At 57.5% G+C, this 23,291-nt stretch carries 20 protein-coding genes; 7 read left to right on the top strand and 13 right to left on the bottom strand.

Annotated features, from left to right (window positions below; translation table 11 throughout):
• Window positions 1–43 precede the first annotated feature (43 nt).
• From ACLM7Z_RS05060 to ACLM7Z_RS05040, 5 genes are all read right to left on the bottom strand, one after another.
• Window positions 44–1,030, bottom strand: a complete 987-nt coding sequence (locus ACLM7Z_RS05060; RefSeq protein WP_087019163.1) for an ATP-binding protein — start codon at window positions 1,028–1,030, stop codon at window positions 44–46.
• Window positions 1,017–2,420 (bottom strand): aminotransferase class I/II-fold pyridoxal phosphate-dependent enzyme, encoded by a 1,404-nt coding sequence (locus tag ACLM7Z_RS05055; protein WP_435645649.1) that lies wholly within the window; start codon window positions 2,418–2,420, stop codon window positions 1,017–1,019. The genes ACLM7Z_RS05060 and ACLM7Z_RS05055 overlap by 14 nt, the downstream gene beginning before the upstream one ends.
• Window positions 2,413–3,504: an alanine racemase gene (gene alr / locus ACLM7Z_RS05050; RefSeq protein WP_087019167.1), complete on the bottom strand. Its 1,092-nt coding sequence runs from the start codon at window positions 3,502–3,504 to the stop codon at window positions 2,413–2,415. Before alr ends, ACLM7Z_RS05055 begins: the two co-directional genes overlap by 8 nt.
• A 13-nt stretch (window positions 3,505–3,517) precedes the next feature.
• Window positions 3,518–4,762, bottom strand: coding sequence for a lipid II:glycine glycyltransferase FemX (locus tag ACLM7Z_RS05045; RefSeq protein ID WP_435645648.1), 1,245 nt, complete (start codon window positions 4,760–4,762; stop codon window positions 3,518–3,520).
• Between the two features lie 182 nt (window positions 4,763–4,944).
• Window positions 4,945–5,766 carry an epoxyqueuosine reductase gene (locus ACLM7Z_RS05040; RefSeq protein WP_087019171.1) on the bottom strand — a complete coding sequence of 274 codons (822 nt, stop codon included), beginning with the start codon at window positions 5,764–5,766 and terminating at the stop codon, window positions 4,945–4,947.
• A gap of 298 nt (window positions 5,767–6,064) precedes the next feature.
• Here ACLM7Z_RS05040 and serC point away from each other — a divergent pair, with 298 nt between their 5' ends.
• Together serC and ACLM7Z_RS05030 are read left to right on the top strand one after the other, a co-directional pair.
• Entirely contained in the window at window positions 6,065–7,150 is a 1,086-nt protein-coding gene (gene serC, locus ACLM7Z_RS05035) for a 3-phosphoserine/phosphohydroxythreonine transaminase (protein WP_435645647.1), read from the top strand.
• Window positions 7,151–7,214: 64 nt separating this feature from the next.
• Window positions 7,215–8,381 (top strand): phosphoglycerate dehydrogenase, encoded by a 1,167-nt coding sequence (locus ACLM7Z_RS05030; protein ID WP_087019175.1) that lies wholly within the window; start codon window positions 7,215–7,217, stop codon window positions 8,379–8,381.
• A gap of 138 nt (window positions 8,382–8,519) precedes the next feature.
• On the opposite strand, the gene ACLM7Z_RS05025 is transcribed toward ACLM7Z_RS05030, so the two are convergent.
• Entirely contained in the window at window positions 8,520–9,245 is a 726-nt protein-coding gene (locus ACLM7Z_RS05025; protein WP_273349280.1) for a GntR family transcriptional regulator, read from the bottom strand.
• A gap of 360 nt (window positions 9,246–9,605) precedes the next feature.
• Between ACLM7Z_RS05025 and ybaK the strand changes: the two genes are divergently transcribed.
• On the top strand, window positions 9,606–10,091 hold the full coding sequence (gene ybaK, locus ACLM7Z_RS05020) for a Cys-tRNA(Pro) deacylase (protein WP_273349278.1): 486 nt from the start codon (window positions 9,606–9,608) through the stop codon (window positions 10,089–10,091).
• A 66-nt stretch (window positions 10,092–10,157) separates the two neighbouring features.
• Here ybaK and ACLM7Z_RS05015 read toward each other — a convergent pair whose 3' ends face one another.
• Window positions 10,158–11,453: a D-alanyl-D-alanine carboxypeptidase family protein gene (locus tag ACLM7Z_RS05015; protein ID WP_435645646.1), complete on the bottom strand. Its 1,296-nt coding sequence runs from the start codon at window positions 11,451–11,453 to the stop codon at window positions 10,158–10,160.
• A gap of 146 nt (window positions 11,454–11,599) precedes the next feature.
• On the opposite strand from ACLM7Z_RS05015, the gene ACLM7Z_RS05010 reads away from it, so the two are divergent.
• From ACLM7Z_RS05010 to ACLM7Z_RS04995, 4 genes are all read left to right on the top strand, one after another.
• Entirely contained in the window at window positions 11,600–11,866 is a 267-nt protein-coding gene (locus ACLM7Z_RS05010) for a DUF1294 domain-containing protein (protein WP_087019184.1), read from the top strand.
• A gap of 158 nt (window positions 11,867–12,024) precedes the next feature.
• Window positions 12,025–13,182 carry a cation diffusion facilitator family transporter gene (locus ACLM7Z_RS05005; protein ID WP_435645645.1) on the top strand — a complete coding sequence of 386 codons (1,158 nt, stop codon included), beginning with the start codon at window positions 12,025–12,027 and terminating at the stop codon, window positions 13,180–13,182.
• Window positions 13,183–13,256: 74 nt separating this feature from the next.
• Entirely contained in the window at window positions 13,257–14,525 is a 1,269-nt protein-coding gene (locus tag ACLM7Z_RS05000; RefSeq protein ID WP_205703620.1) for a dihydroorotase, read from the top strand.
• Window positions 14,526–14,890: 365 nt separating this feature from the next.
• Window positions 14,891–16,549, top strand: a complete 1,659-nt coding sequence (locus ACLM7Z_RS04995; RefSeq protein ID WP_087019188.1) for a solute:sodium symporter family transporter — start codon at window positions 14,891–14,893, stop codon at window positions 16,547–16,549.
• Between the two features lie 152 nt (window positions 16,550–16,701).
• Here ACLM7Z_RS04995 and rlmH read toward each other — a convergent pair whose 3' ends face one another.
• The 6 genes from rlmH to ACLM7Z_RS04965 form a co-directional block, all read right to left on the bottom strand.
• Window positions 16,702–17,184, bottom strand: coding sequence for a 23S rRNA (pseudouridine(1915)-N(3))-methyltransferase RlmH (gene rlmH / locus ACLM7Z_RS04990; protein WP_087019190.1), 483 nt, complete (start codon window positions 17,182–17,184; stop codon window positions 16,702–16,704).
• Window positions 17,166–17,972, bottom strand: coding sequence for an MBL fold metallo-hydrolase (locus ACLM7Z_RS04985; protein WP_165761098.1), 807 nt, complete (start codon window positions 17,970–17,972; stop codon window positions 17,166–17,168). The genes rlmH and ACLM7Z_RS04985 overlap by 19 nt, the downstream gene beginning before the upstream one ends.
• 61 nt (window positions 17,973–18,033) lie before the next feature.
• Window positions 18,034–19,302 (bottom strand): UDP-N-acetylglucosamine 1-carboxyvinyltransferase, encoded by a 1,269-nt coding sequence (murA, locus tag ACLM7Z_RS04980; protein ID WP_087019196.1) that lies wholly within the window; start codon window positions 19,300–19,302, stop codon window positions 18,034–18,036.
• A gap of 230 nt (window positions 19,303–19,532) precedes the next feature.
• Window positions 19,533–20,648, bottom strand: a complete 1,116-nt coding sequence (locus ACLM7Z_RS04975) for a hypothetical protein (protein WP_435645644.1) — start codon at window positions 20,646–20,648, stop codon at window positions 19,533–19,535.
• Complete coding sequence (locus tag ACLM7Z_RS04970) at window positions 20,645–22,258, bottom strand: hypothetical protein (protein ID WP_087019201.1); 1,614 nt, start codon at window positions 22,256–22,258, stop codon at window positions 20,645–20,647. The genes ACLM7Z_RS04975 and ACLM7Z_RS04970 overlap by 4 nt, the downstream gene beginning before the upstream one ends.
• Window positions 22,255–23,265 carry a hypothetical protein gene (locus tag ACLM7Z_RS04965; RefSeq protein ID WP_435645643.1) on the bottom strand — a complete coding sequence of 337 codons (1,011 nt, stop codon included), beginning with the start codon at window positions 23,263–23,265 and terminating at the stop codon, window positions 22,255–22,257. The genes ACLM7Z_RS04970 and ACLM7Z_RS04965 overlap by 4 nt, the downstream gene beginning before the upstream one ends.
• Between the last annotated feature and the right edge of the window lie 26 nt (window positions 23,266–23,291).

The following is a 23,291-nucleotide window of genomic DNA, read 5'->3' as shown; positions in this document are numbered from 1 at the left end:
AAAAAACGCATATGCGTTTGCAAGATGAGAATCCCCGTTCCCATTACTTTTGAATGCGCTCATAGCTCCCCGCCGCAAGACAGCCGGTGAGCAGCGCCATACCGGGGTTGCGGCTGATGCGGGAATCCAGCTCGCCCATCCAGTCATACAGCGCGAGCAGCTGCCGCACGGTCAGTGCGCGCGCCAGCGCGTGCGACTGTTCCCACAGTGCGGGAAGCAGCGGTGTCTGCATGCCGTTCGCATCAAAAATCGCGTCGCGCAGCGCCGTGCGCAGCGCGGCGAGCACATGCGAAAACTGCTGACGGGAGAGCGATGCACACTGCTCCGCCGCGCGGAACAGTTCCAGCTCCTCGCGCGATGCCAGCGCGTCCGCAAACGCGCCTGCGTACGGCACCAGCTCACCGGTGTCATCCGACAGCGCCGCGACCGCGTCGCCCGCGATGCCCTGACAGCCTGCGGCGGCAGCCTGAAGCTCCGCCGCACTTTTGTCCGGATATCTGCGCCGCAGCAGCTCCATCACCGATGCCGTATCCAGCGGCGCCAGCGCAAAGCGCGTGCAGCGCGAAAGAATGGTCGGCAGAATCGCGCCCGCATTTTCCGTCATCAGGATGAAAAACGCATAGGACGGCGGTTCCTCCAGTAGCTTGAGCAGTGCATTCTGCGCGGAGGCATTCATATTGTGCGCATGGCGGATGAGAAAAACACGCCGTTCGCCGTCGCCCGGCAGTACGGCGCAATCCGAGCGGATGGTGCGCGCGGTTTCGACCTTGATCTCTGCGTCGCCCATGTCGATGAGCGACACATCGGAATGCAGGCTGTCCGCGACCTTGCGGCAGGCGGTGCACACGCCGCACGGGCGCACGCCGGTGCTCTCGCACAGCAGTGCCGCCGCGAGAATGCGCGCAAGCGTCAGCTTGCCGATGCCCGACGGGCCGGTCAGCAGGATCGCCTGCGGGAAGCGTCCGTCGAGCGCATGCCGCAGCGCGTTTTTCAGATCGGTATTTCCAAGCAGGCTGTCAAATGTCAGCATAATGTGCCTTTCTTTCGGGGATTCCTGTTTCGTCCATCACGCAGATGGGCGCAGTATCAGTATACCATCCGGCACGCAGGAATTCAATGTGAACTTGCCCGATGCGCTCGCCCGGATACAGCAGCGGCACGCCGGGCGGATATGGCGTCAGTGGGCGCGCACAGATCCGACCGGCTGCCTGTGCCAGCGGCACCTCCCGCCGTGCGGCAAACCACGCCTGCCGCACGGAACACGCGCGCTGCGGCGCGGGAAACGGCAGCAGGGGAATCGGTTCCTGCGGCCCGCGGCAAAACCGGCTGTCGCGCAGCGCGCCCATCAGCCGGGCATATGCGCGCTCTGTGTCCGCTCCGGTACAGATGCACACGATGTGGTCGCGGTCGGACATCTCGACGTCGATGCCGAAATCGGCGTGCAGAATTTCGTTTAATTCGTGTCCGGTCACGTTCGTGCCGCGGCAGCGCACGGTCAGCCGGCACGGATCGAGCGGTACAATCTCATCTGTCAGCGCGGAAAACACCGTGGTTCGATCAATCTCCCGCCGCAGCGCCGCGACGCGCTGCGCGCACCGTGCATAAGCCGCCGCGCCCTCGCCTTCCAGCCACGCGCGCGCGAGGTCAATGGAGGCGAGCAGGACATACGACGGGCTGGAGGTGCCAAACATCGGCGCGGTCTCCAACAGCGTATCAAACGGGATACGCCCCGACGACAACAAAATAGCGCTCTGACCGAGTGCGGGCAGCGTCTTGTGCGTGCTGACCGCCGCGAGGTCTGCGCCCTGTTCGATGGCGGACGGCACGCCGACCGCCGGAAAATGCGCGCCGTGTGCCGCATCCACGAGCAGCGGTACGCCGTGCGCATGGCAGAGCTCCGCGAGCGCAGGAATCTCCTGCATCACGCCGTAATAATTCGGCGAGGTGACGAGCAGCGCAGCGGCCTGCGGCGCGCGCGCAAACACATCCTCCACCTCCTGCGCGTCAATCCGACCGGGCAGGCCGGTCTCATCCAGCGGATGCGGCACGATAAACTCCGGCGTCAGATCGAGCAATGCCATGGCATGCGTCACAGCTTTGTGGCAGTTGCGGTCAACGAGCAGCGTGCCCCCCGCCGGGACTGCTGCGGCAATCGCAGTCATCAGTGCCTGTGTCGAGCCGCCGGTCAGGAACAGGCAGTCCGCCGCGCCATAATAACGCGCCGCCGCGCGTTCTGCCGACAGAATCGGCTCATCGCCGGCATATAAATTTCCTGTGCCCTCGATTTCCGTATAATCGATGGCAAACGGATGGTTGAGCTCCGGCAGCACAGGTTTCCCCTTGTGCCCCGGCATATGAAAACGGGCGGCCTTTTGAGCCGCCTGTTTCCGTAATTGCTGGTATAAAAATGCGTCAGACATATTCCTTTGGTACGAGTGGGCTGAGGTACAGCGGGTTGACGTCCAGAATGGCGGTATCGCCGTTATGGACATCCAGTCCGGTCACATCGACCGACACATGGCACAGGCCAACATGTCCCAGCACGCGCGCGCGCTGGCCGTTGACTGTGATATAAATCGCGCCTTTTCCCAGCCCGTTTTTGATTTCTCCGATGATATAACGGATGACGTCGCGGAAGCGGTACAGGTCTTTTTTCTTCTCCACAGAGAAGCCGTCGGTATAGCCGACCGGAACGACCGCAATGCGCGTCGCATCCTTCGTGACATAACCCGCGCCGTAGCCGACGGTGTGCCCCTTCGGGACAGTGCGCAGCTCGATGACGCGGCTCTCCAGATAGCCCAGGCGGTTCAGTCCCGTCGGAGTTTTCGCCGGAATGCGCCCGGTGAACGCCGAACCGACGCGAACCGCATCGAGCATCAGGTCGTCGTAGCAGAACAGGCCGGAGGAATTGGCTGCATGCCGCAGGCCGCAGTCCACACCGTCCGCCTTCAGCCGCTCCGTAATATTGCACAGCTGTTTGTACTGCGCGCGCGTCGCCGCTTCATCCGCAAAGGCGGAATGGAAATGCGTATAAATACCGGTGACCTGAATGCCCGCGCAGTGGGTATACACCGCCTTGATCTCTGCGTACTGATCGGGCAGGAAGCCATACCGTCCCATGCCGGTGTCAATTTTGACATGTGCGCGCGCCTGTGTGCCGCAGCCCTCTGCGACCTCGTTCAGGCAGTATGCCGCCTCCGGCGAACCGACGGTGGCGATGGCATTCGCCTGCACCGCCTGATACGCCTCATCTGCCATGGCGGTTGAGCGCATGACCAGAATTTCCTGCTGTGTGAAGCCCAGCTCACGCAGCTTGACTGCGTCCTCCGGCTCGGTGACGGCGAACATCGTGATGCCGGTCTCCGCCAGCACCTGTGCCATCTGTGCCATGCCGAAGCCATAGCCGTCCGCCTTGAGCACCGCGATGACCGGTACCCCTGCCCGTTCCTGAATCCGGCGGGAATTTTCCGCCAGCTTGTCTCTCTCTATGACGAATTTCTTCATCCCTCGCCGTCCTTTACTTGCTTTCCGGCTTTGCGTCGGTTTTTTTCTCCGCTTTCGGCTCTTCCTTCTTTTCGCCGCGGTGGTCGCCGGTCAGGTTCTTCGGCTTGGAGGTATCGAGCGCCGCATTCTTCTTCAGGAAGCGCTTGCGGCGCAGGTTGCGGTAAGTAGACTGTCCATGGACAACAGCAAAGTGAACCGGCTTGTTGAATACCAGATCGTATTCGCCGACGAACTGTACAAGATCGCCGTTGAAATCCTTCTTAAAACGGTACAGGCCGTACAGCGGGTTATCCGGTGTCAGGTCGCCCGATACACCGCGGAAGTCGTAAATGCGGCAGCCCTTCGCCAGTGCCCACTGGATCATCATCCACTGGAGCAGGTAGTTCGGCATCAGCTTGCGCACATCGAATTCCTTCGTGCCGTTGGCGGATGCGCCGTAGAGATACCAGACCTTGTCGCCGTAATAAATCGCAAGTGTGCCTGCAATCGGCTTGTCTTCATAAAATGCCATGTACAGGCGGGCATTGTCCCCCATTGCGTCGAGCATCTTGTTAAAGTAGCTCGCCGGACGGGTCACGAAGCCGTCGCGCAGGCCGGTCTCCATCATCATCTTGGAGAAGAACGGCATCATTTCCTTGCCGCACAGCTTGATCTTGACGCCGCGCTTGATCGCCTTGCGGACTTTGGTGCGCGTATCGGTCTTGAAGTGCATGATTGCGGCTTCGCCCTGCGTGTCATCGACCGAGATATCAAACGCCTCGCCCGGTGCGGGTGCCGAAAAGACCTTCTCATTCTTCATCCCGGATACATCCAGTCGGAAGACGAAGTTCGGCTGGATGCCTTCAAAGTTCTTGCCGTCGCCGGTGGCGTTGCGGAAGCCGAGATGCTCCAGCTCCTCGATGAACTGCTTGTCCTCAATGGATACGTCCGGGTCGAGCTTGAGCACATAGGCATGGTACTTCTTGGCGAGCACGCGCGCACCTGCAATCAGCTGCTCCATCGTTTCGCGGTCATGCGGGTCGCAGACCGGGCCGCGGCAGCCGTACATCAGTGTCCACGGCAGATGCGGCAGATTGCGGATGAGCACTGCCAGCGAGCCGACAATCTTGCCATCCTCGCCGCGCACGACAATGGCTTCCCACTTCCAGTTATCCTTGAGGTTTGCCCACTTTTTGGACTGCATAAAGTGGCCGTACGGATGACCCTCGTTAAAGGCTTCGTATTCGGCCAGCGTTTTGTCATTTACAAATTCAAACATCAAATCCATCCTCCTGATAAAAAATGGAACCGTTTTTTCTGTTTCTCTTTTCCGTCTATTATACCACCGGATTGCGCGCGGGTCTATGCGCGTCCGGCGCGTTCTTTTTATTATATGCCTTTTTTCTGCGTGCGACAATGCACAATGGGCAGAAAAACCGTGAAAAACCGCAGCGGCTTCCGTCACTTTTGCCGTTTGAGCGACAGATTCCGTGCAAGCGGCGCAGGTCCGCGCCATGTAAACGCGCGTTCCGGGAACGCAGCAAGGAATTGCTTCCGCGTCAGCCCGTCCACATTGTCTGCTTCCAGCGAGCAGATGCGGTTTCCCCGGAATGCCGGATTGGTGGTCTCGGCGGCATCCCGATTGAGTGGACAGGCAAGAGAGCAGATGTCACAGCCCCAGACCAGCGGATGATGTGCGAGCTGCCGCAGCTGTTCCTCCGTCATCGGCTGTTTGCTTTGCGTCAGTGCCGACAGACAGCTCGCTTCATCCACACAGCCATGCTGCAGTGCCTGCGCCGGGCAGGCGCGTGTGCACGCCCCGCAGCCCGGGCAGATTTCGCGTGCCGACGGCGTCGGCGGCAGCTCCAGATCGGTCAGCACCGTGCCGATAAACACAAAGCTGCCATAGGTGCGGTCAAAGATCAGCCCGTTTTGCCCCAGAATGCCCGCGCCACTCACCCATGCCGCGCGCACCTCCGGCAGCGGTGATGCATCCACAAGCGGTACAAAGCGGTTCTGCGAAAATTCCTGCCGCAGCCGTGCGCACACCGGCTCCAGTGCGCGCATGATCACGGCGTGATAATCCAGCCCGCGCGCATACAGCGACACGTTGCCTGCATCGCGCACCAGATATGGAAACAGCACGACAATGACGCGCGCCGCGCCCGGACAGCGCACCTGCACCGTGCGCACTGTCTCCTCGTCCAATTCCAGCGCCGACAGGCGGCAGATGCCTTTCCCACCCGTATGCGGAATATCGAAAAATCTGGAAAGAAAATCCATATCGGTACCTCTTTGGTATGTGTTGGATGCATCCAGTATACCACCTTTACACTACATCCTGCAAGAATACGTCCGCCAACCTGCAAAACAGACAAAAAAATACCAAATCCCCCTCAGAATTCCGGCAGACAGACGAAAACACGCCCTGCATCTTGACAACGCCGCCTCAAATGCGATTTAATAGGAACATAACACATTTTAGTAATGTGAATCGTAATAATATTTATGAGGGCTTCTCTTAAAATTTCAGTCATTCTGTGAAGCCTTCATGCACGTTTGAAAGGCAGGTACCTCTCTCATGTCCGATGGAAGAATTTATAACTTTTCGGCAGGTCCGTCCATGATGCCGCTGCCGGTTCTTGAAAAAGCCGCAGCACAGATGCTCAACTACGAGGGCTCCGGCATGTCCGTCATGGAGATGAGTCACCGATCTAAATACTACGACGATATCATTAATGGCGCACAGGACGTACTGCGCCGCGTACTGAATATCCCGGACAATTATAAAATCCTGTTCATGCAGGGCGGCGCAACCATGCAGTTCTCCGCCATCCCGCTGAACCTGATGGTCACCGGCAAGGCAGACTACGCCATCACCGGCAACTTTGCCCGCAACGCGGCAAAGGAAGCGCGCAAGTTCGGCACCGTCCAGATTGCCGCTACCTCTGAGGCCGACAACTTCACCTGGATCCCGACGCAGGATCAGCTGAACCTCGACCCGACCGCAGATTACTTCTATTTCTGCGCAAACAACACCATCTTCGGCACCGAATGGCATTATGACCCGGAGACCGGCAATGTACCGCTGGTTGCCGACATGTCGTCCAACATCCTGTCCAAGCCGGTTGATGTTTCCAAGTACGGCCTGATCTATGCAGGCGCACAGAAGAACATGGGCCCGGCAGGTATGGCAGTTGTCATCATCCGTGAAGACCTGATGGGCCACTACCGCGAGAACATGCCGGTACTGCTCGACTTCGCGCTGACCGCTGACAAGAACAGCATGTACAACACGCCTCCCACATACACCATCTACATGATGAAGCTGGTTGCTGAGTGGGTTGAACGGATGGGCGGCGTCGAAGCAATGGCAATGCTCGCTGACAAGCGCAGCTCCATGCTGTACGAATTCCTCGATTCCTCCGAACTGTTCAAGGGCGCTGCACAGAAGGCTTCCCGTTCCCGCATGAACGTCACCTTCCGCACCGGCGACGACGAGCTGGATAAGAAGTTCATCAAGGAATCCATTGAAGCCGGCATGACCAACCTGAAGGGTCACCGCCTGGTCGGCGGCATGCGCGCTTCCATTTACAATGCAATGCCGGTTGAGGGTGTCGAGTACCTCATCGACTTCATGCAGAAGTTCGAGAAAAACAACAAGTAATTTTCCCCGTTTCTGCCATGCCCGCACAGCCGCGGGCATGGCGGTCGTTTTGAAGGAGTAGAACATGTATCAGGTAAAGCTGTTTAACAAGATTTCCAAGGCAGGCACCGGCCTGCTCACCCCGGAGAAGTACACCTGCGCGGATGATTTTGAGGATTATGATGCAATCCTCGTCCGTTCCGCAAAGCTGCACGACCTGGACTTCCCGAAGAGCCTGAAGTGCATCGCACGTGCAGGCGCAGGCGTCAACAACATCCCGCTGGACAAATGCACCGAAAACGGCATCGTTGTCTTCAATACCCCGGGTGCAAATGCAAATGCCGTCAAGGAGCTGGTCATCTGTGCTCTGCTGCTGTCCTCCCGTGATATCGTCGGCGGTGCAAACTGGGCAAAGACCCTCGCAGGCAACGGCGACGCCATTGGCACAATGGCAGAAAAAGGCAAGTCCAACTTCGCAGGCTGTGAAATCGCAGGCAAGACACTGGGTGTCATCGGCCTCGGCGCCATCGGCATCAAGGTTGCAAATGCTGCCCTCGCACTCGGCATGGAAGTCATCGGCTATGACCCGTACCTGTCCGTCGATGCAGCTCTGAAGTTGCAGCGCGGCGTCCGCTACACCACCGAGATCAACGACCTCTTCACCGAATCGGATTACGTCACGGTACACGTCCCGCTGATGGACGCGACGCGCGGCATTGTCGGCGCCGACGCAGTTGCTATGATGAAGGACGGCGTCCGCATCCTGAACTTCGCACGTGACGGCCTGTGTGACCAGAAGGCCATCATCGACGGTTTGGAATCCGGCAAGATCGCAGCATACTGCTGTGACTTCGCTTCCGAGGAAATGCTCGCGCAGCCGCACGCACTGTGCCTGCCGCATCTGGGCGCTTCTACCGCAGAGAGCGAGGACAACTGCGCAGTCATGGCGGCGCAGGAGATCATGGATTACCTCGAGAACGGCACCATCCGCAACTCGGTCAACTTCCCGAACCTGAAGGTTCCGCGCGAGGCAAAGACCCGTATCTGCATCATGCACCGCAACATGCCGAACCTGATCGCAGAGCTGTCCTCCACGCTGGCACAGCACGGCATCAACATCGAAAACATGGGCAGCCGTCCGCGCGGCGAGATCGCCTATACCATCATGGATACCAACAGCGAGCTGACCGAAGAAATCAAGGCAGCACTCAAGGCGGTAAATGGCGTCATCAAGTTCCGCATCATCCTGTAATTTCATTCATTGCAAACGTCCGCCCCGGTCAAATGATCGGGGCGGTTTTTCTGTATGTGCACATCCGTGCGGACACGCAAAGGGGGCAGCCGGAAAATCCGGCTGCCCCTTTTTATGAAATCATGGCAGATCGGTTGTTTATTTTTCGCGGATTCTCGTAACAGAGAAATTGAACAGCTCACTGTCGAGATAATCCACCGTGAACAGCACTGGATTGCCGCGCGAATCAAAGTGCTGCTGTACCAGACCGAGAATCTGTACATCCCGGTCACCGCGCACCTGTACCGCCAACGGATCTCCCGGCTTCGGGATGGTCAGGCTGGAATTGGAGCGGCTGACGAAGATACCCTTGCGGCGCTCAAAATAGGAAAACAGTGAATCCGGCATGTGCATCGGGTCGAGCTCATCCGCCAGATAAACCGGCATATAATGCAGGCTCGCACAGATCGGCATGCCTGTCTTGGTGCAGCGCGTGCGGTTGATATAGAAGACATTGACACCCGGCTTGACACCCAGCGCGGAAGCGATGTCACGGCTCGGAATGGTCAGCCCGGTGGTATACGAGCTCTGTCCCTCGGAGATTCCCGCCTGACGGATCATGTCGCTGACGGAGCACAGGCGCGTCAGATCGTTCTCGTTCTTTGCAGAGACTTCCATCAGGAATGTGCCGACGCCGTGTTTGGAATAGATGACACCCTCGCGGCGCAGCAGCTCGAGCGAAGCACGCCAGGTCTCGCGGCTGATGCCAAAGCGCTCCGCCATCTTCATTTCAGACGGCAGGCGGTCTCCTGCCTGAAACACGCCCTCACGGCACAGCATCATAAACTCTTCCTTCGCACGAAGCGATGACGACATTCGTTTCATTTCAAAGCCTCCAACTCATCCAGACCTGTCTCTCAGGTGGTCTGCACCTCATCTCCAAAAATGTATGATGTGATTTCCAACTTGTCTGCTTCTCTTTTTGTTGTATTCAGTATACCACGATTCCGAAAAAATAAAATTCGCAAAACAACCAAAATGCGGGCGCGCGCACACAGCAATTTGTACATTTACGTGCTCGTGCACGCACTTTGCTTGCGTGCGTTTTCCGGCGTGCTTCGCGTGCAGTCTGCGTGCAGGGTTCTGCAATCCCCGGTCTGGTTTTCTCAGACAACTGCCCGGCTGGTACAGCACCGTGTTTTGGTGTATAATACCGTATGCAAGCAACATCAGGAGGTCTGTATTATGGCAGAAATCAAAACGAACGCAATGCGCATACTCGATCGCGCGAAAATCCCCTATCAGCACTATTCCTACGAAACCGACGGTGAGCATGTCGACGGCATCTCAGTCGCCACGAAGATGGGACAGCCGCTCGAGCATGTATATAAGACGCTGGTCACAGCGGGCAAATCCGGCGGACACTATGTGTTCGTCATCCCGGTCGCCGCCGAGCTCGACCTCAAAAAGGCGGCAAAGGCAGTGGGAGAAAAGTCCGTGCAGATGATCCACGTGAAGGACATCAACAAGCTGACCGGCTATATCCGGGGCGGATGCAGCCCCATCGGCATGAAAAAACAATTTCCGACCGTGCTGAGCGAGTCGGCGCGCGCGCTGGATACCGTGATTGTCTCAGGCGGAAAAATCGGCTTTCAGGTCGAACTGAAGCCGGATGCTCTGCTGGGTCTGATCGGCGGCAAATACGGCGATATTGAGGTATCCGAAGCATAAAAAAGGCCTCCCTCAAAACGGGGAGGCCTGAGGCGGGGAAAGCGGTACAGCTCCCGCCTGTCTTTTTTATTTTCTTCTGCGCCTGCGTATACGACGATACAGCCCGAGCAGGAACGGCAGCACAAACATGAGTGCCACAGCGCCGATGACAACGATGACGATTGTCACCGCACTGTGCACCAGGCCGGCCGTGCCGCTCTGCGTATCTGCACTGCCCTGCGCGCTGCCTGCGGAAGAACCGGCGGGCTCCGCATTTTTCAGCGGCAGCGGCACGCGCAGCAGCGGTTGTGTGCCATCCATATTGGTCACAGCAGCATATTCCTTCCGGCTGTCCTCCGCAATCGTGACGGCGAGCTGTGCGCCTGTCTCCGCAGCTTCACAGGTATATTCCAGATCGTCTGCATCCATGCCTGTCGGCAGGCGCAGTGTGAAATCAGCCAGTGCATCGGTGTCAATCTTGCAGCCTGCTTTTTTTGCGGCTTTTTTCGCCGCTTTTTTATAATCATCTACCGTCACGGTCAGCTTCTGATATGCCTGCTCCCCATAATTGAACAGCGCAGTCGTATCGGTAAAAATCCCGTTTTTTACCGCGCAGCCCAGAACACTGACAACGAAGTCTCCCTGCTCCGACTTTCCGCAGGCAACAAAGGTATTGTGCGCGTTGGTTGTCCAGCCGGTTTTCGCCGCATACACACGCGCGTCATATGTGGGGTCATCCTTCTTTATCATATTGACCTTTGTCCAGATCTGCCAGCCGGCTGAAATGACGTTGTCCGCCGGCAGCTCATAGTACACAGTGCCGGAATACTTTGCAAATTCCGGATACTGGTTGGCGGCACGCGTGATACGCGCCATATCCTCTGCACACGAGTAATGCCCCTCGGTATCCAGTCCGTTCGGGTTGACAAAGTGCGTATGCGTACAGCCCAGCTCTGCCGCTTTTGCGTTCATCCGATCCACAAACGCCGGCACACTCCCATCGAGATAGCAGGCGAGGATATTCGCGGCGTCATTGGCGGAATACACCAGCATACAATACATCAGCTCATCAATCGTCAACTGCTCTCCCGCTTCAAAGCCGACGCGGGTGGAATCCAGCTCTACGGAATTGATTGCGCCCGCAGATGCCACAGTTGATGCATTCAAATCGCCGTTTTCCATGATGAGCAGCGCCGTCATGGTCTTTGTAATCGATGCCATCGGGCGTTCGGTCTGTGCATCCAGTTCATACAGGAGCTGACCTGTTTCCGCGTCCATCAGGCACGCAGACGGAGATTCCAGCTTCGGAGGCGCCGCCAGCGCGCTCACACTGCCGCACAGCATGAAGGCGGCGAGCAGGCACGCGATGATTTTCTTACCCATTTTTGTTTTCCCACCTTAATTTCTCATAATTTGTATTCTTTTTTCAGTGTATTGGAAAAGCATACGTTTTCACTATACACGATTCGACTCCAAATAACAACCACAGCGGCAAATTTTACCTATTTTTTCATCATCAGGAGGCTTTTATGCTGTATTTCTGGCTGATTGCCATCAATCTTGCGGGCATCGCGGTGACGGCGCATGACAAATCCGCTGCACGCCGCGGCGCATGGCGCGTATCTGAACGCACGCTGTTCGCCCTGTGTATCCTCGGTGCATGCCCCGGCGTCTATCTGACCATGCGCATCATCCATCACAAAACCCGCCACAAGCGGTTTATGCTCGGTATCCCGCTTATTTTGCTTGTACAGTGTACAATCGCAGGTATTTTGTGGTATTATAGTATTTTGTAGCCACCCGGCACATTCCAACTGATTTCCCACCCTGACTTCAGAGGGGGCAAACAGCCGGACCATCCGTCCGGCTGTTTGCTGTGCGCGGGAGCGCACCCGACATTTCTTTTGCCAAGCTTTTCTTTCTGTAAAGAAAAGCGGAAGAGGAGGTTTGTATTTTGACTAATTTACTGATCCGGCTGTTTGTTCCGCGTGCGGAGCGCGCTTCGGAACAGACCATCCGCCTGCGGTACGGCCAGCTCGCAGGCATTGTCGGCATTGCAGCCAATGTGCTGCTCTGCCTCGTCAAGCTGCTGGCAGGCATCGTGACACACAGCATTTCCGTCATGGCGGATGCCGTCAACAACCTGACGGACGCACTGTCTTCCGTCATCTCGCTCATCAGCTTCCACCTGTCCGGCAAGGAGCCTGACAAGGAACATCCCTTCGGCTATGGCCGCACAGAATACATCGCCGGGCTGTTTGTCTCCATGCTGATTATCTTCGTCGGCTTCCAGTTCATCAAAAGCTCGGCAGACCGCATCCTGCATCCGTCTGCTGTCCTGTTCTCGTGGAGCAGCATTCTGTTGCTTGTCGTGTCCATGCTCGTCAAGCTGTGGCTCGGCCTGTTTAACCGCCGCATCGGCAAAGCCATTGATTCCCCTGTACTGATGGCAGCCATGCAGGACAGCCTGAACGATGTCATCACCACCGGTGTCGTTATCCTCGGCATGATTGCATCCCGCTTTACGACGCTGCCAATAGATGGCTATGTCGGCATTGTCGTCGCCGCCTTCATCCTGTACGCGGGCTATGGCCTAGCCAAGGATGCCCTTTCCCCGCTCATCGGCGAAAAGGCTGACCCGGAGCTGGTACAGGAAATTCAGGAGCTTGTCACATCTTATGACAGCATCCTCGGTGTTCATGACCTGATTGCCCACAATTACGGTGCAGGACGCTGGTTTGCATCTGTACACGCTGAAGTGCCGTCGGACGGTGACATGATCGCCATCCATGAAACCATCGATGCCATCGAACAGCAGGCACTCAAATCGCTGCATGTATTCCTCGTCATCCATATGGACCCCATTGAAATCAACAACGAGCGCGTACAGACGGTGCGCTGCCAGACGGAACAAGTCCTGCATGACATCGATCCCTCTCTGTCCATGCATGACTTCCGCATGGTCGACGGAGAACATCAGATCAATCTGATTTTCGATGTCGTTGTCGACCGCGATTTCGTGCCGGAAGAGCTGCACACACGCATCCGCACGGAGCTGCACGCCATCGACCCGCGTTTCAATCCGGTCATTGTATTCGACCATACCATGTGACCGTGTTTCATGGTATACTAAACCTATCATGTATTCTCTGTAACCCTGACGACTTGTAACAAGGAGGATTTGCCATGCTGCTTATTCAAAACGGAACCCTGCTCGACCCGTATACCGATACCAACGCCCCATCTGACATTCTGATCGGCGACGACGGTATCATTCACCGCATCGCGCCGCATATTGAGGCTTTTGACGGCGTACAGGTTGTCGATGCATCCGGCTGCACCGTATCGCCCGGACTGGTCGATGTCCATGTCCATTTCCGTGATCCCGGTCAGACGGAAAAGGAGGATATCCACACCGGCGCCGCCGCCGCTGCCGCAGGCGGCTATACCACCGTGGTCTGCATGGCAAATACCCTCCCGACCTGCGACAATCTGTCCACGCTGGAATATGTACAGGACAAAACCGCAAAAGAACCAATTAACGTGCTTCAGGCCTGTGCCATCACGCGCGGGCTCGGCGGCAAGGAACTGACCGACTTTGAGACGCTGCACGCCGCAGGCGCGCCCGGCTTCACGGATGACGGCGTCAATCTGACCAGCGGAAGGCTGTGCATGGAAGCCATGCAGCGCGCCAAAGCACTCGGCGTGCCGCTGTCGTTCCATGAGGAAGACCCCGCCTTTGTCCTCTCTCCCGGCGTCAACTACGGCAGTGAAGCTGCCAGAAAATTCGGCGTACTGGGCGCCATGCGCACCTCAGAGGAAGCCATGATCGCACGCGACATTGAACTCGCATTGCAGACCGGCGCACGCGTCGCATTCCAGCACATCAGCTCCGGCCGTTCGGTCGCACTCATCCGCGAGGGCAAGGCGCGCGGCGCAGACATCCATGCGGAAGCCACACCGCACCATCTCGGCATGACCGAGGACGATGTGCTCACCTTCGGCGTCAATGCGCGCATGAACCCGCCGCTGCGCACCGAATCCGACCGTCAGGCACTGATTGCCGGACTGGTAGACGGCACAATTGACATGATCGCCACCGACCACGCGCCGCACACAGCGGAGCAGAAAAACCGCCCATTCGGGCAGTCAATGTCCGGCATCACCGGTCTGGAAACCGCCTTTTCCGTCTGCAATTCTGCACTCGTTCAGACGGGCCGTGTCACGCCGATGCAGCTGATTCGCGCAATGAGCCAGAATCCGGCACAATTCTATGGTCTGACCGGCAAGGCGGTTGCAGAGGGCAACCGTGCCGAGCTGATGATTGCCGACTGGAATGCCGAAGCCGTCTATACTCAATATAAATCAAAATCGAGCAATACGCCGTTCACCGGCCTGCCGCTGTGCGGCAAAGTTTGCGGAATTGTCTGCGGCACGTACTGTACAGTGAACTGACATTCTTTTCTTCCCAAAGCGCTGTCCGATACCGGGCGGCGCTTTTCTTTTGTCCCCGAAGCACACTTTTCTTTCCGTTTTCCAGCACCGCAGCATATCGTTTTTGCTATTTTATTGCGCGATTTTGCTGTGTGATTTTTTTCACATTTGGCGATTTCTTTACAAAGCAAATTCGCGCAATTATGTGACAACCGCAGACATTGTCCCAGCACCTGCCGATTGTTATAATAGGCACACAAGGAGGAGAGAGCGGAAGGTACGGACAGATTGTATTAAGCTATAAAAATATTATAATTTTGCAATCCGTATGTTGTATCTTAAAAAAGAAACGCAAAAAGAGATAAAGAAGGAAGAGTGAGAAAATTATGCTTTGGACGTTAATCACATTCGTCGGCTTCACCATTCTGGTTGCTGTCATCTCTTACCTGAAAACTTCGGGTGATGACCAGACAACAGCTGACGGCTATTTTCTGGCAGGCCGTGGCCTTCCGGGTTTCGTAATTGCAGGATCCTTGCTGCTGACTAACCTGTCGGCAGAGCAGCTGGTCGGCACAAATGGTCAGACCTGGCTGGTCGGCATGAGCCCGATGGCGTTTGAAATCGTCGCAGCTCCGTGCTGCATCATCCTTGCGCTGTATGCGGCGCCGCGCTACCTGAAGAGCGGTATCACCACGATCCCGCAGCTGATCGGTATGCGTTTTGGACGCAGCACCAAGCTGTGGTTCAGCATCGCGTACATCATCCTGTACCTCGTTGTACAGATTCCGGTTATCCTGTATTCCGGCTCTCTTGTATTTGAAAACATCTTCGGTGTTTCCTCCCTGTTCGGCATCACCAAGTTCCAGGCTGTTGTCGTTCTCTGTATCATCATCAGCGTCGTCGGTTCGATCTATGCGATCTTCGGCGGTCTGAAGGCAGTTGCCGTATCGGATACCGTAAACGGTGTCGGTCTGTTAATCGGCGGCTTCATGATCCCGTTCTTTGCCCTGAATGCACTGGGTCATGCATCCGGCGCTGACGGCCTCGCAATTGTCGACGGCTTCAAATACCTCATGCAGAACTATCCGGACAAGCTGAATTCCATTGGTTCCGCAACCGCATCCGCACCGGAAGTTCCGTGGCCGACCGTATTCACCGGCCTGCTGTTCCTCGGACTCCAGTCCTGGTGCACCCATCAGTCGTTCATTCAGCGCGTACTCGCTGCTGAAAACCTGAAGGAAGCACAGAAGGGCGCGCTGTATTGCGCATTCCTGAAGATCATCGGCTTCATGTATCTGGCTCTGCCGGGCGTCATCGCTTACGCACTGTTCGAGCTCCAGGGCGACCAGGTAACCATGATGGACGAAGCATATCCGCAGCTGGTATCTCAGGTCATCCCGGCTCCGCTCATGGGCTTCTTCGCAGCCGTTATGTTCGGCGCAATCCTGTCCTCGTTCAACTCCGTCCTGAACTCGGTTGACACCATGTTCACCATGGATATCTACAAGGAATTCATCAACAAGGACGCTTCGGAAGAGAAGCTGGTCAAGGTCGGCAAGAACATCGGCATCGTGTTCGCTGTCTGCACCACGATTGTCGGCCCGATGGTTTACTTCTTCCCGGCTGGCCTGAAGACCTTCCTCGATTCGTTTGTCATGCTGATCGGCCTGCCGGTTCTGTCCGCTGTTTTCGGTGGTTTCTTCTTCAAGTACCTGCCGAAATATGCCGCAAAGGTCATCATGATTTTCCACATCATCGCTTACGGTTCATTCCTGCTGATCGCTCCGCATTACTCTATCTTGGGCGGTCCGGATTCCGAAATCCATTACCTGTATGCCATCCTCATCCTGTGGCCGATTGAGCTGCTCATCATGGGCATCATGAACCACCTGAACAAGAAGAAGGGTGAAACTGCCTGGGAGCAGCCGGATGTCAAGGCTGTCGACCTGACGCCGTGGAAATACCGCTGGGTTGCCGCTGCTTTCATCATTGTCTGTGTTATCGTCGTTTACGCAGCATTCTCTCCGCTGGGTCTCGGCGCATAAAGCAGATAAGTTCAACATAAATCCGAACGAAGCCGCCGAACGGCGCTTCGCTCAACTCTCTCCCACAACACTCCAAGAAACGCCCGCCGGAATCAGGAACCGGCGGGCGTTTCGCATGCATACAAAAACGTCTCCCGACCGGGAGACGTTTGTTATTTATGATATTTTCCGCCCGCAGCAATGTTGAGGGCGCGATACAGCTGTTCCAGCACCATGACGCGCGCCAGATGATGTGGGAACGTCATGGGGGACATGGACAGCCGCAGCTGTGCGGCGCGCTTGAGCGCTTCATCCAGCCCACAGGAGCCGCCGATGAGCACACTGATGTGCGAAGTACCGCTGCCCATCCAGCCGCTGAGCTTTTGGGCAAACTGCTCGCTCGACAGTTCCCCGCCCTCGATGCACATTGCGATCACCGTGCTGCCCTGCGGGATTTTCGCACGAATCGCATCTGCTTCCTTTGTCAGCGCGACATCTATCTGCGCCTGGGACGGGCGTTCCGGCAGGCGCTGTTCTGCCAGCTCGATGATCTCCAGCCTGCAATAGCCTTTCAGACGCTTCTCATATTCCGCACACGCCTCACGGTAAAATTTCTCCTTGAGCTTGCCCACACAAATCAATCGAACAGAGAGCATTGTGTATCCTCCCCTGCCGCCAGCATGAGCGGCTGCTCCATCGCGCCGCGCGGCGCGACATATAATTCACACTCCGTGCCGTCCAGCACGCGCTGGGTGCAGCGCAGGGCGGTCAGCGGGTTGTTGTTCTTGTCACTCAGATGCGCGAGCACCAGCCGCTTTGCACCCGCCTGCGCGAGCGCTGCCGCGCCGCGCGCACAGTCCTCATTGGACAGGTGGCCGTATTTGCCGCGGATGCGCTGCTTGAGGTACATCGGGTACGGCCCGGTGCGCAGCATGTCCACATCGTGGTTGGATTCCAGCACGACGGTATCACAGCCGGAAATCGTGCTGCGGATGTGATCCGGCAGAAAGCCGACATCGGTCACATATCCCAGCCGGTGTCCGCCGCCGTCGATGCGATACGCGACCGGCTCCGCCGCGTCATGCGGGATGGGCATGGAACGCACCTGCAGCCCGTCTATCTCGAACTGTTCGCCGCCCGCAAAGGTGTGCAGGTTTTTCTCTGCCTGCGGCAGCTTTTGCAGGATGGCAGCTGCGGTGCCAAAGGTCGCATAGACCGGCAAATCATATTTTTTTGTAAATGTCGCCAGTCCCTTGATATGGTCGGTGTGCTCGTGCGTCAGCAGCACGGCGGACAAATCCTCAATCTCCATGTCGATGTCATGCAGCGCCTTTCCCAGCGCACGAACAGACACGCCCAGATCGATGAGTACCGACGTATCGCCCGCCTGCCATACCGCACAGTTGCCGGATGAACCGGATGCAACAGAATAATAAAAGCTCATAGTCTTCCCTCGATAAAAAAGGGAACTGCACATGCAGTCCCCTCTGGTGAATCGTGTGTTATCAATCCTCGACGCGCTCAATCTCGCCGCCGATGCCGCGCAGCTTGCCGACCAGGTCTTCATAGCCGCGCTCGACATAACCGATCTGTGAAACCGTCGTCGTGCCGTGTGCCGCAAGACCTGCGATGACCATCGCCGCGCCTGCGCGCAGGTCATGCGCAACAACATCCGTACCGTTCAGGTCGGGCACGCCGTCGATGACTGCCGTCTCCTTGAACACATTGATGTGCGCGCCCATCTTAATCATTTCCTCCGTATAACGGAAGCGGTTTGCCCACACGCCCTCGGTGACATGGCTCGAACCGTCCGCCAGACACATGACTGCCGCCATCTGCGGCTGCATGTCGGTCGGAAAGCCCGGATACGGCAGGGTCTTGAGATTGGTATGGCGCAGCGGACCCGTGCGTCTGACGCGGACAGAATCGTCATACATATCGATTTTCACGCCCATGTCTTCCAGCTTGCTGCTGATGCATTCCAGATGCTTCGGGATGACATTCTTAATGAGCACATCGCCGCCGCACGCCGCAACAGCCGCCATATATGTACCCGCCTCAATCTGATCCGGGATGATGGAATACGTGCCGCCATGCAGGCGCTCAACGCCATTTACAATAATTTTATCCGTGCCGGCGCCCTTGATATCCGCACCCATCTGGTTGAGGAAGTTCGCCAGATCGACAATATGCGGCTCCTTGGCGACATTTTCCATGACAGTCTGTCCCTTGGCAAAGACTGCCGCCAGCATGACGTTCATCGTTGCGCCGACGGTGACAACATCGAAATAAATATGATTTCCGACCAGACCTTCCGGCGCAATGGCAGAAATAAAGCCCTCGCTCTCCACACGGACAAAGCTGTTGAGCTTTTCAAAGCCCTTGACATGCTGGTCAACCGGGCGAATTCCGCCAAAGTTGCAGCCGCCCGGCATCGCCACACGGGCGCGGCCATAGCGTCCCAGCTCCGCGCCGATGAAATAATACGACGCGCGCAGCTTGGTCATATGCTCAAAGGTCTCCTCGCTTTCGAGGTTGACACCAGTGTTTTCCGTGCGGAAGGTGGTCGCATCGAGCTGCTCGATGTTGACGCCCATCTTTTCCAGAATCTCGAATTGCAGCATGACATCTACAATATTCGGTACATTTTCAATGATACACGGTCCATCGACCATCAGCGCTGCGGGCACAATCGCAACCGCCGCATTTTTCGCGCCGCTGATGGTGACCTCGCCTTCCAGCGGGTGACCTCCGTGGATGATATATTTCTCCAACGAAACCTTCTCCTTAAATACAAATACACATCAGGCTGAACGGTCGTTTCCAGCACTTCTCTGCTGCAAAACGGGTAAACCCGTCCAATATACATGTTTATTATGTTATCACAACTGTGCGCAGAACGCAAACGATTTTTCCCGGTCGGCGGATTTTCGCCCTTGCCGCCAGTTTTCCAGTCCTAGGCAAATGTGATTTGGTACGGATGCACAAACCCTGACACATAAAATCACTCCCGTTCATCCCAGGAAATATCCAAATCGCTGTCGGCGTCCGCACCGGTGCCGACCGTTTCGGTGGTTTCGGGAAGCGAGTCCGTTCCGGTTGCGCCGGTATCCGTACTTTGCTGTCCATCGTCGATAATTCCGTCGTCATAATCGACGTCATCCCAATTGACCGGCTCTGTGGTGTCCGTGCTGCCCGCGTCAATGTCCGCCGATGCGACGACGTCGCCTGTCAGGATATTGAGCACATAATCGCCGTTTTCCGTCGAAAACCGCCAGCACGGAACGGTTGTAAACCGCCCGCCGCTCTTGTCTGACAGCACATAAACCGGCTGTGCGCTGATGATCTGGGCAAACGATATATCTGACCCGAGCAGCTGGAACAGCGCCTGCTCCGCCGAATAGGTCTCAAGTGCGCGCACATTCATGCGCTGCGGGTCTCCGGTGCACCAGATCCCGGTGAGTGTCAGCTCATTGCCCGGCTCCAGCACCGCCGTCAACCCGCAGCCGAGCAGCTGTGTGCCCTCCAGCTCCTGCCGGATGGTGATCGAATAGCCGTTGTTACCGGAGCCTTCCCCGAGCGGTGTGCTCTCCATCCATTTTTCCGGAACGTCAATGCCCGCCTTCGCGAGCACGCGGCGCAGCAGCTTCTGTGCCTGTTCCGCGCTGGCGGGCTCCGGCTCACTGTACAGCCCGACCTGCGCGTCCAGTTCTCCCGACGACGCCCAGCTGACCGAACCGTTTTCGCCTGTCCACACCATGGTGTTGCCCTTTTCCGCACCGGAGGTGACCGTTCCGGTCAGCAGTGCGCGCGCCAGCGCCTCCTGTACTGCGCTGTCCGCATACATCGTGTATACCTCCGGACAGTCATCCAGCACATGGTACACACTGGAGCCGCACAGGATGCCGCGTTCCGCGAGCATCGCGTCCATATGCGTGCGCGTCCGGTGCGACAGATATGCATCATAGCCCTTCACGCAGCCCAGCACCGCCAGCAGCACCACATTGCACACCAGCAGGATGGCGATACACGTCGTTCGGACGCGGCTCCATACGGGCACCCGTGTCTGCTCCTGTCTTCGTTTGAGGCGGTTCATCTTCGACAGATGGAACTGTTTCATGCTGCACCGCCTCCCTGAATCATGCGGTCAAAATCCGCTTGTACCACAACGATTTCCTCCGGTGAGAGGGTCGGCCCGAAATCAGGCAGATCATCCGCGTCGCCATAACGCAGCACATACCACTGCGGCGACACAGGCGTGCCTGTCGTATCATACCATGCCGTTCCCAGCCCGTCACCGGTCTGGTCGCCCGCAGGCACATCGTTCCAGCCGTCCTCACCGGCCGGGGTATCCTGCCAGCCGTCCGTCTGTTCGTCCTCTGCATTCCAGAGATCATCTGTTGCATCGTCGTACAGCTGCTCCCATGAGCTGTTGGTACCGACCGCCTGGTCGATATACCGCAGGCTGAGCACGGCGTCCTGCGCGGACGACAGGGATGCTGCCGCCTGCCTTTCCGGCATAACTGCAACCGTTTCCCCGGTCGACTGACAGGTGCGCAGCGCAAGATTTGCGTGCACCATCGCGTCGCCTTCAAATTCATAGCGCGCAAAATAGCCCGTGATGGCATTGTCCACCGGAACACCGCCGATCTGCATGCCATAGACCACGATATATCGTCCGGAATCCGGGTCAGTGTACGCCTTAATCAAGGCAGGCGACGCGCCGCAGTCAATCGCTTCCAACGCCGCGCCGGTCAGTTCATAGCCGGTCTGTATGCACTGCATCAGGCGGTCATGCCCGCGCGTGACGGGCAGGCGCACACCCGTGCCGTCATACCGCATCGAACCATCCTCCGCCATGCGCACCGTACTGCCGCCGGAGACATAAACCATCACGCCATCCGTGCCGTAGGCGTGTTCGAGCGCAACCTGTGCGTCCAACCCGAACGCCGTCAGCAGCTCCTCCATGCCGTCTCCGCCGCTGTACGGCTGGAACGACATAACATCAAAGGTCTCACCGCCCGGGAAATACAGCAGATCGGGAGAAACCACGGAGTCTTCCTGATCGGCTGCGAGCGCGCAGTCATTCGACTCGAACCGGCCGAGTGCCGCGGCAAACAGGCTGTCATCAACCGTTGTCTGTGCACACAGCAGCGTGCCGCTTTCGCTGTCGCGCAGCCAGAGTGTGTATCCATCCTCACCGAGGCAAAGCGCCGCTGTGCCCAGCGTACTGTCCGCCAGTGCGCCATTTACTTCACTGCCGAGCCATCCCGCCGCAATGTGCAGCGGGATGCTCCCGTTGTATTCCATCATCAGCAGCTGTCCGTGCAGCGCAGCGCGATACTGTGCGGAAGCCGCTATGACCGGCTCTCCCGCGTGTTCATACGCCTGCGCCCACACATCCGCTGTCTGTTCATATGCCGTTTTCAGGCCCTCTGTGTTGTACTGAATTCCATATAGGCCGTCTGTTCCGCGCGCGGCAAAGCGTACCGGCAGCGCACAGGCGCTGTTGTCGGTATCCCGTCCGCTGTGTGCGGAGGTGGACAGCCGCGTGCGCAGGCTGTCCCATGGGATGCTGTCGCGCGTCAGCACACAGGCCCACAGCGCACCTGCCTGCACCAGCACGCCCGTCGCGAGCAGCACCAGCACGATGCGCTGTAATCCCACATGATGCGCGTGCAGTGCACCGCGCATGCGGCGCACTGCGTTCCGAAGTCCGCGCCGGATCATAGGGCACGCTCCCTGTCTACCGGGCGCAGCACAGCTGCAAACGTGCCGTCACCCAGCGCGGTAAAGACGACATCCAGACGGCGTCCGGCGCGCGTAAACTGCCCATGCACCATGCTCTGGGTTTCATCCGGCATAGGCACGCCCGGAAAGGCGTCCGCAAACGCCAGCCCGTTTTTCGTGTCCATTGTCACGCCAAGCAGATGCTCCGCCACGGTGTTGATCTCTGTAATGATCCCGTCCTCTGCTGTAAATCTCAGATATCCCTCGCGCAGATACGGCATAACGGCATCCAGCATATCGACCATTTCCGCCTTCCTGCGGCGCTTTGACGAGCCGGGCTGGTACAGTGCCAACGCCATTGCTTCCCAGTCGCCCGCAGGCCGGCTGCTGTCGTTTGCATGCTCCCGAATCCCGCGTGCCGTCTCTACCGCAGACGCGGCAAAGGCGCCCGCCAGCGTATGGCTGAGCACCAGACAGGCAACCAGACTGAGAACACACGCCGCGAGCAGCAGCAGCAGGATATTCCAAAGCAGCGTGCGCATGCTGCTGCCGTCGTCCATAATATCCACAACGAGCATGACATCACCGTTTATCGGGATGGCAATATCCATGCGCGACGCGAGCAGCGGGATGGACTGCCCCACCTCGCCGTTCATCGCCGCAACGATGTTATCCGTCACAGCGGCATTTTCCTGCGAGCCGCCAATCCAATCGCCTGTTTCAGCATCCCAGACACTGTATTCGCGTCCCGCGCCGATGCGCAGCACACCGGCATTCGCGTCTATCGCCTGTCCCACGGCTGCCGCGGCGCTCTCGGCAGAGCCGGTTGCCGCCGCATTCATTTCCGTCAGCACATCGGTGGTAAACACCTCTGCGATCTCGTGCGAAAACTGTGCAGCACTGTACCGCACCACCCCCAAAAGCAGGCAGACGGAGACAATCACCAGCGCGGCGGCGACGGTCAGCAGCATACTGCCTGTCAATTTTCTTTTCAGCGTTTTCCGCATTCCGTTCTCCTTTCGCAGGGCTGCAC

Source organism: Butyricicoccus porcorum, assembly GCF_051246315.1.
Classification (GTDB): domain Bacteria; phylum Bacillota; class Clostridia; order Oscillospirales; family Butyricicoccaceae; genus Butyricicoccus_A; species Butyricicoccus_A porcorum.
This window is presented reverse-complemented; position numbering and strand designations above follow the sequence as displayed.

Excerpts from the sequence above, each read along its gene's own strand:
- ACLM7Z_RS05060 (WP_087019163.1), bottom strand. The coding sequence starts at position 1,030 with ATGCTGACATTTGACAGCCTGCTTGGAAATACCGATCTGAAAAACGCG.
- ACLM7Z_RS05055 (WP_435645649.1), bottom strand. The coding sequence starts at position 2,420 with ATGTCTGACGCATTTTTATACCAGCAATTACGGAAACAGGCGGCTCAA.
- alr (WP_087019167.1), bottom strand. The coding sequence starts at position 3,504 with ATGAAGAAATTCGTCATAGAGAGAGACAAGCTGGCGGAAAATTCCCGC.
- ACLM7Z_RS05045 (WP_435645648.1), bottom strand. The coding sequence starts at position 4,762 with ATGTTTGAATTTGTAAATGACAAAACGCTGGCCGAATACGAAGCCTTT.
- ACLM7Z_RS05040 (WP_087019171.1), bottom strand. The coding sequence starts at position 5,766 with ATGGATTTTCTTTCCAGATTTTTCGATATTCCGCATACGGGTGGGAAA.
- serC (WP_435645647.1), top strand. The coding sequence starts at position 6,065 with ATGTCCGATGGAAGAATTTATAACTTTTCGGCAGGTCCGTCCATGATG.
- ACLM7Z_RS05030 (WP_087019175.1), top strand. The coding sequence starts at position 7,215 with ATGTATCAGGTAAAGCTGTTTAACAAGATTTCCAAGGCAGGCACCGGC.
- ACLM7Z_RS05025 (WP_273349280.1), bottom strand. The coding sequence starts at position 9,245 with ATGAAACGAATGTCGTCATCGCTTCGTGCGAAGGAAGAGTTTATGATG.
- ybaK (WP_273349278.1), top strand. The coding sequence starts at position 9,606 with ATGGCAGAAATCAAAACGAACGCAATGCGCATACTCGATCGCGCGAAA.
- ACLM7Z_RS05015 (WP_435645646.1), bottom strand. The coding sequence starts at position 11,453 with ATGGGTAAGAAAATCATCGCGTGCCTGCTCGCCGCCTTCATGCTGTGC.
- ACLM7Z_RS05010 (WP_087019184.1), top strand. The coding sequence starts at position 11,600 with ATGCTGTATTTCTGGCTGATTGCCATCAATCTTGCGGGCATCGCGGTG.
- ACLM7Z_RS05000 (WP_205703620.1), top strand. The coding sequence starts at position 13,257 with ATGCTGCTTATTCAAAACGGAACCCTGCTCGACCCGTATACCGATACC.
- ACLM7Z_RS04995 (WP_087019188.1), top strand. The coding sequence starts at position 14,891 with ATGCTTTGGACGTTAATCACATTCGTCGGCTTCACCATTCTGGTTGCT.
- rlmH (WP_087019190.1), bottom strand. The coding sequence starts at position 17,184 with ATGCTCTCTGTTCGATTGATTTGTGTGGGCAAGCTCAAGGAGAAATTT.
- ACLM7Z_RS04985 (WP_165761098.1), bottom strand. The coding sequence starts at position 17,972 with ATGAGCTTTTATTATTCTGTTGCATCCGGTTCATCCGGCAACTGTGCG.
- ACLM7Z_RS04975 (WP_435645644.1), bottom strand. The coding sequence starts at position 20,648 with ATGAAACAGTTCCATCTGTCGAAGATGAACCGCCTCAAACGAAGACAG.
- ACLM7Z_RS04970 (WP_087019201.1), bottom strand. The coding sequence starts at position 22,258 with ATGATCCGGCGCGGACTTCGGAACGCAGTGCGCCGCATGCGCGGTGCA.
- ACLM7Z_RS04965 (WP_435645643.1), bottom strand. The coding sequence starts at position 23,265 with ATGCGGAAAACGCTGAAAAGAAAATTGACAGGCAGTATGCTGCTGACC.